This window comes from Treponema putidum, from assembly GCF_000755145.1.
Taxonomy (GTDB): Bacteria; Spirochaetota; Spirochaetia; order Treponematales; family Treponemataceae; genus Treponema_B; species Treponema_B putidum.
Genome location: NZ_CP009228.1, coordinates 2,538,109 through 2,551,938, shown reverse-complemented (window position 1 = coordinate 2,551,938; position 13,830 = coordinate 2,538,109). Strand labels below are relative to the sequence as shown.

At 38.1% G+C, this 13,830-nt stretch carries 10 protein-coding genes; 4 read left to right on the top strand and 6 right to left on the bottom strand.

Features of this window, described 5'->3' with window-relative positions:
- The first annotated feature begins 7 nt into the window (after positions 1-7).
- Positions 8-1,801, top strand: a complete 1,794-nt coding sequence (locus tag JO40_RS11735) for a M3 family oligoendopeptidase (RefSeq protein WP_044979492.1) — start codon at positions 8-10, stop codon at positions 1,799-1,801.
- A gap of 132 nt (positions 1,802-1,933) precedes the next feature.
- Here JO40_RS11735 and JO40_RS11730 read toward each other — a convergent pair whose 3' ends face one another.
- From JO40_RS11730 to JO40_RS11705, 6 genes are all read right to left on the bottom strand, one after another.
- Positions 1,934-3,679: an ABC transporter ATP-binding protein gene (locus JO40_RS11730; protein ID WP_044979491.1), complete on the bottom strand. Its 1,746-nt coding sequence runs from the start codon at positions 3,677-3,679 to the stop codon at positions 1,934-1,936.
- A gap of 28 nt (positions 3,680-3,707) precedes the next feature.
- A complete protein-coding gene (locus JO40_RS11725) occupies positions 3,708-4,361 on the bottom strand; it encodes a 3'-5' exonuclease (RefSeq protein WP_044979490.1) in 654 nt (217 codons plus the stop codon).
- Positions 4,361-6,124 carry a phospho-sugar mutase gene (locus JO40_RS11720; RefSeq protein ID WP_044979489.1) on the bottom strand — a complete coding sequence of 588 codons (1,764 nt, stop codon included), beginning with the start codon at positions 6,122-6,124 and terminating at the stop codon, positions 4,361-4,363. The genes JO40_RS11725 and JO40_RS11720 overlap by 1 nt, the downstream gene beginning before the upstream one ends.
- Positions 6,125-6,249: 125 nt before the next feature.
- On the bottom strand, positions 6,250-6,630 hold the full coding sequence (locus JO40_RS11715) for a hypothetical protein (RefSeq protein ID WP_044979488.1): 381 nt from the start codon (positions 6,628-6,630) through the stop codon (positions 6,250-6,252).
- Positions 6,623-7,183: a Panacea domain-containing protein gene (locus JO40_RS11710; RefSeq protein ID WP_044979825.1), complete on the bottom strand. Its 561-nt coding sequence runs from the start codon at positions 7,181-7,183 to the stop codon at positions 6,623-6,625. Before JO40_RS11710 ends, JO40_RS11715 begins: the two co-directional genes overlap by 8 nt.
- Before the next feature lie 195 nt (positions 7,184-7,378).
- Positions 7,379-9,127, bottom strand: a complete 1,749-nt coding sequence (locus JO40_RS11705) for a YifB family Mg chelatase-like AAA ATPase (protein WP_044979487.1) — start codon at positions 9,125-9,127, stop codon at positions 7,379-7,381.
- A gap of 184 nt (positions 9,128-9,311) precedes the next feature.
- On the opposite strand from JO40_RS11705, the gene dnaG reads away from it, so the two are divergent.
- The 3 genes from dnaG to JO40_RS11690 are packed head-to-tail and all read left to right on the top strand — an operon-like array spanning position 9,312 to position 13,826.
- Positions 9,312-11,069: a DNA primase gene (gene dnaG / locus JO40_RS11700; protein ID WP_044979486.1), complete on the top strand. Its 1,758-nt coding sequence runs from the start codon at positions 9,312-9,314 to the stop codon at positions 11,067-11,069.
- Positions 11,070-11,089: 20 nt separating this feature from the next.
- Positions 11,090-12,949 (top strand): RNA polymerase sigma factor RpoD, encoded by a 1,860-nt coding sequence (rpoD, locus tag JO40_RS11695; RefSeq protein WP_044979485.1) that lies wholly within the window; start codon positions 11,090-11,092, stop codon positions 12,947-12,949.
- 46 nt (positions 12,950-12,995) lie between these two features.
- Positions 12,996-13,826: a zinc ribbon domain-containing protein gene (locus JO40_RS11690; RefSeq protein WP_044979484.1), complete on the top strand. Its 831-nt coding sequence runs from the start codon at positions 12,996-12,998 to the stop codon at positions 13,824-13,826.
- Positions 13,827-13,830 lie beyond the last annotated feature (4 nt).

The window sequence follows — 13,830 nt, the reverse complement described above, 5'->3', positions numbered from 1 at the left end:
GATACTAATGCAAAACAAAACTGCACCGAGATGGGATTTAAAAAATATTTATCCCGATTTTAAATCAAAAGAATATGCGGAATCAAAAAAGAAAATTCCTGCATTGACTTCCAAGTTTGAAAAACACTTAAAGGCTTTTTCGGATAAGGACTTAAAAAAATGGCTTGTAAAAGCTTTGGATATTTTAAACGAGTTTAATGCCGAAGCCGAAACTCTTTATGCCTATGCTTCGGCCGTGTATACAACCGATACCGAAAACAAGGAAGCTTTATCTGAGCTTAACTCGATATCGGCTCTCTTTGTTCCGTTTACGCCCCTTGGAGTGCGCTTTTCGAATATCTTGGCTTCCGTTTCTAAAGAGGTAAAGGCCTTGATAAAAAACGACAAGGATTTAAAATATGCTTCTTTTTATTTGGAAGATACATTGTTTTGGCAAAAAAAACAGATGAGCGAAGAAGAGGAATCCTTGGCTGCCGATCTTGCCCGCTCCGGTGCTTCGGCTTGGAGCAAATTACAGAGCACGATGACTTCCACAGCTTCATGTATTTGGGATGAAAAAACTAAGGAAGAAAAAACCTTGGTTCAGCTTAGAGCGATGGCCTACGATAAGGATGAGGCTGTCCGCGAAAAGGCTTTTAAAAAAGAACTTGAGCTTTGCAAGTCCATAGAAAAGCCCGTTGCCGCAGCCTTGAACGGCGTAAAGGGTACTTCCATCACCTTAAATAAAAGGCGTAACTGGAAGGGCGGCACAATCGAAAAATCTGTAAAGCAGGCAAATATAACTCAAAAAACTCTTGACTCCTTAATTTCCGCCATCGAAGATTCTCTTCCTGCATGGAGAAAGTATTTAAAGGCTAAGGCTATGCTTTTAGGCAAAAAGGACTTGCCTTTTTATGACCTTTTTGCCCCGGTTTCAAAATCATTTCCGACATATACTTGGGAAGAAGCAAAGGCATTGGTAATCGAAAACTTTTCTTCATTTTCAAAGAACATGGGAGACTTTGCAAAAAAGGCCTTTGCCTCCAACTGGATAGACGGTGAGGTACGAAACGGCAAGGTCGGCGGAGCCTACTGTACTCATTTTCCCGTAACAAAGGAACCCAGAGTTCTTTGTAACTTTGACGGCTCTTTTTCTTCTGTAAGTACCTTAGCACACGAGCTGGGACATGCCTTTCACTTTAATGTTGTAAAGGATATGCCCGTAATAAATCAAAGCTATCCTATGACCCTTGCCGAGACAGCTTCTATTTTTGCAGAAACCATTTTGTTTGAAAGCGAAATTAAAAAAATGAATGAAGAGCAAAAGACGGCTCTATTGGAAATTCATCTTCAAGACGGATGTCAGGTATTGATCGATATTCTTTCTCGTTTTTATTTTGAACGCTCCTTTATGGAAGAAAGGGGAAAGCATGAACTTACTGCTGAAGACTGCTGCCGTCTGATGCTTGAAGCTCAAAAGAAAAGCTATGGAAACGGGCTTGATTCTAAATTGCTTCATCCATATATGTGGCTTGTTAAGGGACATTATTATTCTGCCGACTTGGGCTTTTATAACTTCCCCTATGCTTTCGGACAGCTTTTTGCTCTCGGTCTTTATAACCGCTATAAAAAGGAAGGAGAAAAGTTTACTTCCGTTTACGAGGATATTTTAAGAAAGACCGGTATGATGGATGCCGTTAAGGTAACAAAGAGTGCAGGCTTTAATATCGAAACGCCTGACTTCTGGAAAGAAGGCATAAAGATTTTTACGGATCAGATAAGCGAATTCGAAAAGCTCGTAAAAAAAGCAAAGAAAAAATAGCCTTATTGTTTTGATAAAATATTTATAAGCCTCGATTGATTTTAGGGCGTATATAAAAACCTTGTTGGATTTTTATATACGCCCGTCGAGTTTTTTATAAATCTTTATATATTTTTTTTATTATAGAAAATTTCAAAATGCACTTGCCTGCATAGTATAAAGTTCGGCATAATACTTGTTGGTTTGCATTAAATTTTCGTGGCTGTCAAAGCCTACAATTTTACCGTTTTGCAAAACTAAAACTTTATTAGCTTTTTTTACAGTCGATAAACGGTGCGTAACAAAGAAAACGGTTTTACCCTTTGTCAGCTCCAAGAATTTTTCATAAATGATAAATTCGGAGCGAGGGTCAAGAGAAGCCGTCGGCTCATCCAAAATAAGAATTTCAAAATTGCCGAAAAACGCACGGGCTATCGCAAGCTTTTGCCATTGACCGCCCGATAAATCCCGCCCGTCTTCAAATTGAGTTCCTAACAGCTGTTCTAAATTTTCGGTTTCATCAAAACCGGATTTTTTTAAAGCAAGCAAAATTTCGTCATCGTCTGTAATTTTTCTTAAATCGGAAAGAGCCGTATTTTCACGAACCGTTAAATCAAACTTTGCATAGTCTTGAAAAACAGCACCGATAATTTTTCTATACTCAATAACATCATAGTCTTCAATTGAAGTTTCATCAAATTTTATTGCACCTGAAGAAGGTTTATAGAATTTACAAAGCAATTTCATCATCGTGGTTTTACCGCTTCCGTTTTCACCTACGATTGCAATTTTTTCACCGTTAGTAATTGAAAAAGAAATATTTTGTAAAGCAAAATTTTCATTCGATTGATACTTAAATGAAACATCATCAAAAATAATTTTATTAAAGTTTGAATTAATTATTTTATTTTGTCCTTTACTACTCGGCGGTAAATTGATGAAATCAAAATACTTTTGCATATATAAAAGCGTGTCATACAATAAACTTGAATCTTCTACCAAACGAGAAATGCTTTGCGTTGTATATAAGATACTTGACGAAAAAATTAAAATACTTCCGACTAAAAAAGCTCCGGAAAATGTGCCTTTTATAATTGTATTAAAGACGAATACACTGATTGCCGTACTTACAATTAAAAATGAAACGGAAGCTGCAAGTTTTTTAACACGGTTTAACTTTATTCCCTTATTTATTCTTTTAAAGGTATCTTTGTATTTATCGATGAAAAAATCATAGAGACTGTATAACTGTACGTCTTTTATATTCTCTTTTGAAAGTAATGAACTTAAGTAATAACTTAGCTTTCTTGAATCCGGTGTATTTGATACTAACACTTCAAAGGCTTCTTTTTGTATTTTATAAAAAACAATGCTTTGAGGAATAATTGCGATAAACATTAAAAGTGAAATAAATGGACTGAAATCGGCAAGTAAAACAAGCATAGAAACTGCCGTGATTATACAGCTTATTATGCTTGCACCGAAAACGAGTAGGTTTACGGGGCGCCAACTTGCTTCTTGGCATAAAATATCAATGTCATCATAAAACGAGCTGTCTTCAAAAACCGTAAGTTCCGATATTGTTCTCGATTTATTCATAAGCGAAGTATTTAAATACAGTGTAAGTTTGTCGGTTAAAAAGCCCTGTATAGTGGTATATACGGGCTGTAAAATGTTTGATAACAAAAAAGCGGCAGCCCATACAATTAAAATGAAGATAACCCCATTTATGTTTTTTTCCGCTACGGCATTTATGATTTTGTTTGCCGAATAAATAAGAAGCGAGGGCATAAGTGCTTGAAGTGGAATTACCGTCAAAAGCAAAACGGAATGAAACTTATCGGCTTTAAACACAACCGATAAACTCTTAAAATAAAGACGAAAAAAGTTTTTAATCATAAATACTCATACCATCTTCTTAGTTTAATTAAAACAAATTTTGAACGAGTTTTCCGCCGTCAGTTTCGGGATCCTTGGTGCTTAAATATTCGGAAATATCGACATCTTTTTTATAATAGTCAAGCATATCCTTGTTTTTTTCAAAGAAATGGCTTAGGGCTATTTTGAAGAATTCCATACAGACTCTGGCATCGTCCTCGGCTCGGTGGGCGTTTATTGCTTGAACGCCGAACTGTATTGCAAGGTTTTGCAGGGCATAGCTTTGTAAGCCCGGCAGGGTTTCGCGTGCAAAGGTTAGGGTGTCAAAAACCTTGTTTGTAAGCTTTGTTTTACCGCATCTTTCAAGCTCGCAGTTTATAAAGTTTATATCAAAACTTGCATTATGGGCTACCAAAACCGTGTTGCGGATAAAGTCCAAAAAGTCGGGTAAAACTTCTGTAAATTTAGGCTGGCCTGCAAGCATCTCATCGGTTATCTGATTTACCTTGCCCGCCTCGGGAGGCATGGGTTTTTCGGGGTCTATCAAAACATTGTAACGGGCGATAACTCCGCGAATGTCGAATTTTACGCAGCCGATTTCAACAACCCTTTCTGCCTTGGCCTCCGTTCCCGTTGTTTCGGTATCGAAGGCCGTAAAAACCGCCTTATCATAGACGGCACTAATCCAATCGTAAGAGCTCATTATGTGTTTAGTACCCTGTTAAATTCTTTTTCAAATTCGGCAATCTTTTTATCCGATTGTTTTTTTGCTTCTTCAACCGATGAAACAATTTTTTCGGAATGGATTATGTAGATCTTTATCTTAGGTTCGGTGCCGCTGGGTCTTATGCAGATTATGGAGCCGTCTTCCAGATAGTATTGAAGAACATTGCTTTTAGGCAGAGTAACTGTAGTTTTTTTTGCCGGCGCTAATGGAGAATATTCCGCGCTTTCTTGAATATCCCTGATGGTTTTTACCTTCACACCGGCAATTTCACTTAAATTTCTTTCTCTCACCCTGAGCATCATATCCTGCATAATCTTTAAGCCTTCTGCTCCCGGGTATACCATGTTGATGGTCTTTTCTCCGTAGAAGGCAAATTTAGAAAAGATTTCATTCAGCCTGTCTAAGAGGCTCTTTCCCTTGCTCCTCCAATAGAGGGTCATCTCTGCACAAATTGCAGAAGAGGCAATACCGTCCTTATCTCTTACCTCGATTCCGAAGTTGTAGCCGAAGCTTTCTTCATAACCGTAAAGATAGGTGTGGGAGCCCGTGCTTACCATCCTTTCGGCAGCACTGCATATCCACTTAAAGCCGGTAAGACATTCTTCGCTTTGCACATTGTAAGAGGCAGCAATCAAATCGCTTAAGGGAGAGGTTACTATCGAGCGTACTATTGCGGCATTTTGAGGCAGCTTATTTTGTTCTTTTAATGTAAGACAGATATAATCCGCAAAGAGGGCTCCCATCTGGTTGCCGCTTATAAGCTGCATTTCGCCTGCATCGTTTTTTACCGCACAGGCAAAGCGGTCGGCATCGGGATCGGTGGCCATCAAAATATCGGCTCCTTCCTTTATAGCCAAATCCATGGCCATCTTTAAGGCTTTCGGGTCTTCGGGATTGGGATAGCTTACCGTCGGGAAATTTCCGTCAGGTTCACGCTGTTCGGGAACGCTTATAACATTAAAGCCCATTTCTCCCAGAACCTTTTCGACATGCATAGCTCCCGTTCCGTGAAGGGGAGTGTAAACTATCTTTACCTTGGAAGCCATATTTTTAATAATTTCTTGACGGCTGATTTTCTTTTTAAGCATAGCCCAGTATTTTTCATCGATTTCTTTATCGATTATTACGAGCTTTCCATTTTTAAGAGCTTCTTCTTCGCTCATCATTTTGATTGAAGAAACCTCGCCTACCTTTTTAATGATGCCGGAATCATGGGGCGGGGTAATCTGGGCTCCGTCCGACCAGTAGGCCTTGTAGCCGTTGTATTCCGGAGGGTTGTGCGAGGCTGTTACTACAATTCCCGTATCGCAGCCGAGTTCCCTTATGGCATAAGAAAGTTCCGGCGTAGGCCTGAGGCTCGAAAAAAGGTAACAGCGGATATTGTTTGCCGCAAAAATCAGAGCAGCCGTTTTTGCAAAAACATCCGAAAAGCGTCTTGAATCATAGGCAATTACGGCACTTAAAGAGCCGGCCTTGGCCTTCTCAGGCTTTGCTTCAATCAGATAATCCGCAAGTCCTTGGGTTGCATTTTTTATTACTAAAGGATTCATGCGGTTTGTGCCGCCCCCTATAATTCCCCTTAAACCTGCCGTTCCGAATTCCAAGTCCCTATAAAATCGGTCATACAATTCTTTTTCATCGTTTTTTTCGATTAAAGCCTTAACCTCTTCTGCGAATTTTACTTCCTTTTCTTCGAAAACATATTTTTTTGCTCTATTTAATATTTCATTTTTATCCATACAGAAAACCTCCGTTTATGACTTTATAATTATATCACAGTTAAGCGGTTTCCTGCAAGGTGTGAAAAAAGTATTGACAAGCTTATAATAAGTACTTCAAAAAATCTGCTTTATTGCTTGGATTGTTACAGATACGGAAAAAGATATTTAATCTCGGCAGATATAAATTTAGATTGCTTTAAGGCATTTTGTATTCTTGTTAAAAGTGTATCGGATATATCTTCTTTTTTTATTAGCCAGCCTTTATTGATACCGTTTATAATATCTATTGTGGACATAATTTTTGTACGTTTAAAATCTACGATAGATTTATGCTTTATAAAAGGATGCTCACCTGGATGTATTATACAGCTTGTATCTTGATTATCAAATTTTAAAGAAGTAACGGATACCACTATTTGCTCATTATTTTTATCGGAATCGGAGACTACAATACGCAAATGGCGAAATTCTTCGCCGGATTTAGATTTTTCAGGCTTTCTTAAAAAGGCTGTTTTTTTAGGCATTTAATTCCGATAGTTGGGCAAGGGCAGCTTCTTCTTGAGCAAAAGATAGTTCCTCTTCAATAAGAAAAGATATCTCATCGGGGCTTTTGCCTAGGGCTTGCAGAATAGATTCAATACTTATCGGAATGGCGGAATCTTTAGGGGATTTCCATTCGGGACAGTTTGCATGAGTATATTCGATAAGATCTGTAAATGTGTAATTATGAAATTTAGAGTCGATACCATCTAAAACTTCTTTTTCGTAGTCGGATAGTGTATTACAGGGTATCTTATCTGTTAGAGCCACAAGGTCGTACCCGTCTTTTAAAAAGCGGCTATTCCATAGGCTCTGATCGTTTTGCTTGCCTTTATTACGGATAAGATTATATGTATTTGATAATATAGGACCTGCTTTTAGGGCTGTGTAGGTATCGCCCGTAATAGAAGAGCCTGTATCATTGTATGATTGACGATCTGCAAGGTAGAGCATTTTAAGAAGCTTTGTATAATTGAGCCGACACTCATATTTTTTGAGCATATAATTTACAACTTCAATAAGTTTATGTATATTCATAAAATACCCCCTTATTTTTAATCTAACACCTAGACCGCTTTTTGTCAATACTTTTTTTGCTATTACCATATAAAAGCTCTTTATTGTCTAGTCAAACTCTTAATCTACTTCTAAATGTCTGCTCTATAAATTATTTATCGATTATTTTTAAAATGTAAAAAAATCCCAGCAATAAAACCGGTTTGTCAAAACCGGTTATAAAAAATCCGGAAGATACTTTATCCACTGTCTTAAGGCTGCCGCTTCTTCGATATGGGCTAATGAGATATTTTGGTTCGATTCGATGTCGGCAATTGTGCGGGATATTTTTAAGAGGGCATGGCTTCCCCTGCCTGAAAGTTTTTTTGCTTCTACAATTGCAGAAAAAAATCTTTCCGCTTCACAGCTCATTTTGCAAACTTCAGCCGTTTCTTGCGGTGAGAGCTTTGCGTTTTCATAAATTATGTTTTGCACTTTTTTCTCCCTGTTTACGAATGTTAATCTTTCCCATTGAATGAGCCTTGCATTTTTTATTTTTTGTCTCATCGTTTCGGTAGAATATTTTGCTTCCGCTAAAATATTTTCAGGCTTGGGCGGCATAACCGGAACTCTTATATCTATTCTGTCCAAGAGGGGAGCTGTGAGTTTTTTCCAATATTTTTCGATTTCGTATGGGAGACAGGTACAGATCTTTCCTGAGCTTCCAAAGTTTCCGCAAGGGCATGGGTTAATTGCAAGGAGGAGTTGAAAGCGGGCAGGGAAGGTGCTGCTTCTTCCGGCTCGGCTTAAGGTTACGCTTCCTGTTTCTAAGGGGGCGCGCAAACTTTGTAAAACGCTTGCCTTAAATTGAGCCGCTTCATCCAAAAAAAGAACGCCCCCGTGAGCGAGGGAGACTTCACCGGGCATACATTTTCCGGCACCGCCTATGATGCCCTCCATACTTGCATTTTGGGATGGGCTTCTAAAGGGAGGCCTTTTTAAGAGCCTATCCTTTTGAATGGATTGAGGTAAAAGGCCTGCGATGCTGTAAATGCGGGTTGTTTCCATGGAGGTTTTTTCATCCATGTCGGGGAGGAGAAGTGGAAAACGGCTCAAAGAGAGGGTTTTTCCGCAACCTGGAGGGCCGTAGGCTATCAGGTTATGCCCTCCTGCCGCCGCTATTTCAAGTGCACGGATTAGGCCGTCCTGCCCGCGGATATCTTCAAAGCCTCTTACCAAGCCGAGTCCTTTTTTTGAATCTTTTTCAAAATCGAAATCTTCCTGTTTTTCCGTACCGCTCCATACAAAAAGAGGCGCTGTGCCTGTATTGTGTAAGGTCTCTTTTTTTTCGATATGATTTTTTTTATTGAGCTCTCCGTTTTCTATTTTGTAGAAAAATTCTAAAGCTTCGATTAAATCCGATACGCCGAATACGTTGATGCCGTCTTCTATGAGTGCCTCGGCTTCGTTTTCTTTTGGAACTATAAAATATTTGATGCCCTGAGAACGGGCGGCCGAAATAGCTCCTATAAGACCCCTTACAGGTCTTACTCTGCCTGAAAGCTCAAGCTCACCCATAATCATAACGGATTTTTTGTCTGTTGAGTCATCCGTCAGATCATCCGTTGGAACACCAGTTGGTCTATCTTTTGGATAATCTGTTAGGATGATAGTTTGGGCTTTTGCTTTAATTGTTTCCGAATTTTTCTCCGCTTCTTTTGCCGTTAGGACTGCGACGGCAATAGGAAGATCAAAGCCGCTTCCTTCTTTTTTTTGGTCGGCAGGGCTTAAATTTATCAATATCCTGCTTACAGGAAATTCAAGTCCTGAATTTCTGATAGCCGCCCTCATCCTATCCCTTGCTTCCTTTACGGCAGAACCGGGGAGCCCCACTATGTCGATAACCGGCAATCCCCGCCTTAAATCAGCCTCAACCTTAATCAATTCTCCTTCATACCCAAATGACGAAAAACTTAAAATTTCCATTTCTACATCTCTCCTATAGCAGATAGACTTTTCTACTATTATTTTATAAAAAAAATGATTTATATAGTAAGATTTTTTAAGAAAGTTTGTAAATTTTGAGGAAATTTTTCGAAATTTTCGAGTCCTTGATTTTTAAGCCTTTTTATAGTAAAATCTCTTGCTTATAAAAGTTAAGGAGGGATAAATGCCTAGAATAAGTTCAAAAACAATCGATGCAGTAACCGAAATGACGGATATTGTATCCCTTGTCGAGAACTATACCCGCTTGGAAAAACGGGGAACAAACTGGTGGGGCTGCTGTCCTTTCCATAACGAAAAAACTCCGTCGTTTAATGTCGTTCCCGATAAAAAGATGTATTATTGTTTCGGCTGCCACAAGGGCGGGGGAATAATCAACTTTTTGATGGAAATGGAAAAACTTTCCTTTATGGAAGCCGTAGAGAGGCTTGCAAAAAATGCAGGCATCGAGGTTATCTATGAAGGCGGTACCTATGTTCCTGATGAAGATTCAAAACTTAAGGATGATATTTTAGAGCTTTATGACAAAGTAGCGGGCAGTTTTCATTTTCTTCTAACTCAAAATCATCTAGGGAGAAAAGCCCTTGATTACCTCCTTTCCCGCAGCGTTTCTCCTGAAATAATAGAAAAATTTAATCTGGGCTATGCTCCTCAAGACAGATATTGGCTTTATAAATTTTTATTGTCAAAAAACTATTCTGAAGACTTATTAGCCAAAACAGGTCTTTTTTCTAAAAAGTATAAAAATATGGCTTTTTTTTCCGACAGACTTATGTTTCCGATTTGTGACAGACATGGTAAAACTATCGCATTCGGAGGACGGATTTTGGAAGGAGAGGGAGCAAAATATTTAAATTCTTCCGACATGCCTCAATACAAGAAGGGAGAAACGGTTTTTGCATTTCATCATGCCTTGCCCGAAATCAGAAAATTGAAGTCGGTAATCTTATGTGAAGGCTATATGGACGTTTTAGCCTTTTTTCAGGCCGGAATTGAGAATGCCGTAGCTCCCTTAGGGACGGCTCTTACCGAAGAGCAGGTAAAACTCTTAAAGTCCTTTGCCGAAACATTTTATCTTTCCTTTGATTCCGATCGGGCAGGTCAGGAGGCTTCATACAAGGCTATAAAACTTTGCCGAGGACAGGGAGTAAATGTACGCGTTTTATACATAAAAGACGGAAAAGACCCTTCTGAAATTCTACAAAAAAAAGGAAAAGAAGGCTTGAAATTTCTTTTGGAATGTGCTATATTAGACGATGATTATCTTATACAAATTGCGTCCATGAAATTTGATGTAAGCAGTCCGGAAGGGAAGGCACGGGCTATAGCCTTTTTGTTTCCGTATATTGAGGTCTTGGAATCCGATATTCAAAGAGAGTCTTCAATTTCTAAACTTTCATCGGCCTTTGGTGTCAGTCAACAATCTATTTTCAGCGATTACGCTAACCGCGAAAAAAAGGCTTTAAGGCATATGGTTGACGAAGTAAAACAAAGACCGGTAGATATAAAAATGAACGGCGAGTTACGATTGGTGCTTGCAGTTGCTGCAAACCCTGATCTGTTTTCCCGGTTGCGTTCACAATTGGATTCTGATGATTTTGAGGATTTTTATGCCAGACAGTTGTTCATTGTTTTAGAAGAATGTTATAGAGATGGTGCCTATACTTATGCAAATCTAATGCACAGATGCGGTGATGAAAAATTAAAGAATGTTGTTTCTCAAACAATTTCTAAAGGTGAATTCGCCGACAATTCTGAGAAGGTAGTCAATGACGGCATAAATTTTATAAAACAAAATATTCTGCAAAAACAAAAAGACAAGATCATAGGCAAACTGAGATTGTTGCATGGAGAAGGAAGTGCCGATACCGTAAACTTGACAAAAGAACTTATGGAAGAAAAAAGAGTATCGACATTGAACTAAAAAATTAAAGGGAAAGGTGTATGACTGATCTCGAAAAGAATCCTGCGGTTATTAAACTTTTGGAATATGCCAAAAGAAACCGCACAATAGGATTGAGTGATCTTGACGATCTACTGCCCGAAGACTTAATGTCTCCGGAAACTATACCGGATATTCTGGATATTTTGGAAGGTGCCGGCGTTCAAATAAAAAATGAAGGGATATCTGAAGCTAATTCGGAATCGGAATCCGAGTTTCAAGGCAATGGGAATGACGACTATCAATTATTGGATGATGAGTATGAAGATGACTCTGATGATATAAAGACTTCTTACTCGGATGATATTGAAATTCTATATCAAGAAAAAGATAAGCCTCAGCATGAACCGATAAAAAAGCTGATTAAAACTTCTCATGAAGCCGGAGTTGATGATCCGATTAAACTTTATCTTCAAGAAATAGGCAAAGAAGACCTTTTAACTGCCGATGAGGAAGTTTCTCTTTCTAAAAGTATGGAAGACGGAGAGGCTATCATAAAAAAGGTTATAAAGAATTCAGGTATTTTAATTCCCGAATTTTTTGTAATCGGACAAAAAGCCTTTTCAAAGCTGGATCCTGCAGAATCCAATAAACCACGTAAAGAATTAAGTGAAGAAATGGCCGAAAAAAAACGTCTCAAGCAGGTTTACGGCGATAGTTTAAGGAACATATATTCCGAAATAAAGCAATATATGTCCTTAAAAAAGCACTGTTATGATCGTGAAGTTTTGGAAAGTTTTTTGGAAAATCCTGAACTTCAAAATTTACGAAAAAAAATTTTCAATAATTTAAAACGTATTTACATTGAATCGGAAGAAATTGAAAAAATTTCGGACAGATTTATTGAAGCGACGGAAAAAGTTCGGGACTATCAAAATAAAAAAGAAAGAAAAGAAAAACAGCTTGGCATAAAAACTTATGCCGATTTAAGAAAGCTTGGTAAACGTCTTGCAATTCCTCGGGAAAGAGAAAAACTTGAAAAAGAGCTTAAAATTTCCGCTAATGAGGTAAAGGATATATATACTCAAATTCAAGTATTGACCCGTAAAATTCGCAAGATTGAATACGATTTTGAGGCAACAGTCGATGAAGTTATTGGGCTTACTTCGGAAATAAAAAACGGCCAGAGGATGCTTAAAAGTGCAAAAGATAAACTGATAAATGCAAATTTGCGCCTTGTAGTTTCTATTGCAAAAAAGTACATTAACAGAGGTTTACAGTTTTTTGATCTTGTGCAAGAGGGAAATATAGGTCTTATAAAGGCTGTCGAAAAATTTGAATACCGTAAAGGGTATAAATTTTCTACATATGCTACTTGGTGGATTAGGCAGGCTATTACGCGTTCAATATCGGATCAGGCTCGTACAATCCGAGTTCCTGTTCATATGATTGAACAGATAAACAAGGTAAATAGGGAATCCCGCCAGCTCATGCAAAAACTCGGCCGCGAACCTAATGATGATGAAATAGCGTTGCAGCTCGGCTGGTCAATCGAAAAGGTTAAACAGGTTAAAAATGTCGCAAGGGAGCCCATATCGCTTGAAACACCTATAGGTGAAGAAGAAGATACGCTTTTGGGAGATTTAATCGAGGATAAGGGGGTTGAAAACCCTTCAAATAGAACAGAGCTTACTCTTTTACAGGAACAGCTTGAAATGGTACTTTCAAGTCTGCCGGAACGTGAACAGGAAGTTCTTAAAATGCGCTTCGGTATTGAGGGCGGCTATCCTCTTACTCTTGAAGAAGTAGGTCTTTACTTTGATGTAACACGCGAAAGAATAAGGCAAATAGAAGCAAAGGGACTAAGGCGTCTACGCCATCCCAAACGCAGCAGAAAATTAAAAGACTATCTTGATAATTGATAATCATTGATAATCGTTTATCTTGATAATTAAAGGGGTGTGATTTATGGATAATGATGTATTGGAAAAATTGAGAGCTTTACAGGATATTCTTGCTCGAAAAAATGAACTTGAAACCGAAATCTTGGATGCGCCTAAAGCTCTTACTACTCAAGAGGAGCTTTTGGAAAAACTAAAGTTCGGATATATTGAAAAGAACAGCGAGTATGAAGAGCTGCGTAAAGGTATTGCCGTTTTAAAGGCCGATCTTTTTGAAGCTGAACAAAAAAGAGAAAAGGCTGAAAAAGCAATGGATAATATTGAAACTCAGCGTGAATATGAAATCTTGCAAAAGGAAATCGATGATTCTACTGCAAAAACGGAAACTATAAGAAAAGAACTTCAAAGGCTTGAAAGCCAATTTAAAATTTTAGATACAAATATTAAACAGGAAGAAGAACTTATCGAGCAAACCGAAAATGAGCTTAAAGAGCACAAACAGCTTTTAGATTCTGAAGTCACTGAAAAACAAAATAAAGTTGAAGAATTAAAGCGTGAAGAAAAAAGACTGTCCCCGGGTTTAAGCGATGAGACTATGTTTAAATTTGATAGAATTATTAAAAATAAACAGGGAGTAGGTATAGTTTCCATTCAAGGAAATGTTTGTATGGGCTGTCATATGATTCTTCCTGCTCAATTTGTAAATGAAGTCAGAGCGGGTAATGATATAAAATTTTGCCCCTACTGCAGCCGTATTTTATTCTATGAAGAATCCGAATTAACGACTGAGCAGGATGCATATTTTAATGATTCCGATATGGAAGGATTGCTTGATATTGATGATTCGTCAAATGAGGAATTCCTTTCGAGCTTTGAAAACGGTAAAGACGAGGATTAAATAA

Bases quoted from the DNA above. Each gene is read 5' to 3' on its own strand.
- JO40_RS11735 (WP_044979492.1), top strand. From the start codon at position 8: ATGCAAAACAAAACTGCACCGAGATGGGATTTAAAAAATATTTATCCC.
- JO40_RS11730 (WP_044979491.1), bottom strand. From the start codon at position 3,679: ATGATTAAAAACTTTTTTCGTCTTTATTTTAAGAGTTTATCGGTTGTG.
- JO40_RS11725 (WP_044979490.1), bottom strand. From the start codon at position 4,361: ATGAGCTCTTACGATTGGATTAGTGCCGTCTATGATAAGGCGGTTTTT.
- JO40_RS11720 (WP_044979489.1), bottom strand. From the start codon at position 6,124: ATGGATAAAAATGAAATATTAAATAGAGCAAAAAAATATGTTTTCGAA.
- JO40_RS11715 (WP_044979488.1), bottom strand. From the start codon at position 6,630: ATGCCTAAAAAAACAGCCTTTTTAAGAAAGCCTGAAAAATCTAAATCC.
- JO40_RS11710 (WP_044979825.1), bottom strand. From the start codon at position 7,183: ATGAATATACATAAACTTATTGAAGTTGTAAATTATATGCTCAAAAAA.
- JO40_RS11705 (WP_044979487.1), bottom strand. From the start codon at position 9,127: ATGGAAATTTTAAGTTTTTCGTCATTTGGGTATGAAGGAGAATTGATT.
- dnaG (WP_044979486.1), top strand. From the start codon at position 9,312: ATGCCTAGAATAAGTTCAAAAACAATCGATGCAGTAACCGAAATGACG.
- rpoD (WP_044979485.1), top strand. From the start codon at position 11,090: ATGACTGATCTCGAAAAGAATCCTGCGGTTATTAAACTTTTGGAATAT.
- JO40_RS11690 (WP_044979484.1), top strand. From the start codon at position 12,996: ATGGATAATGATGTATTGGAAAAATTGAGAGCTTTACAGGATATTCTT.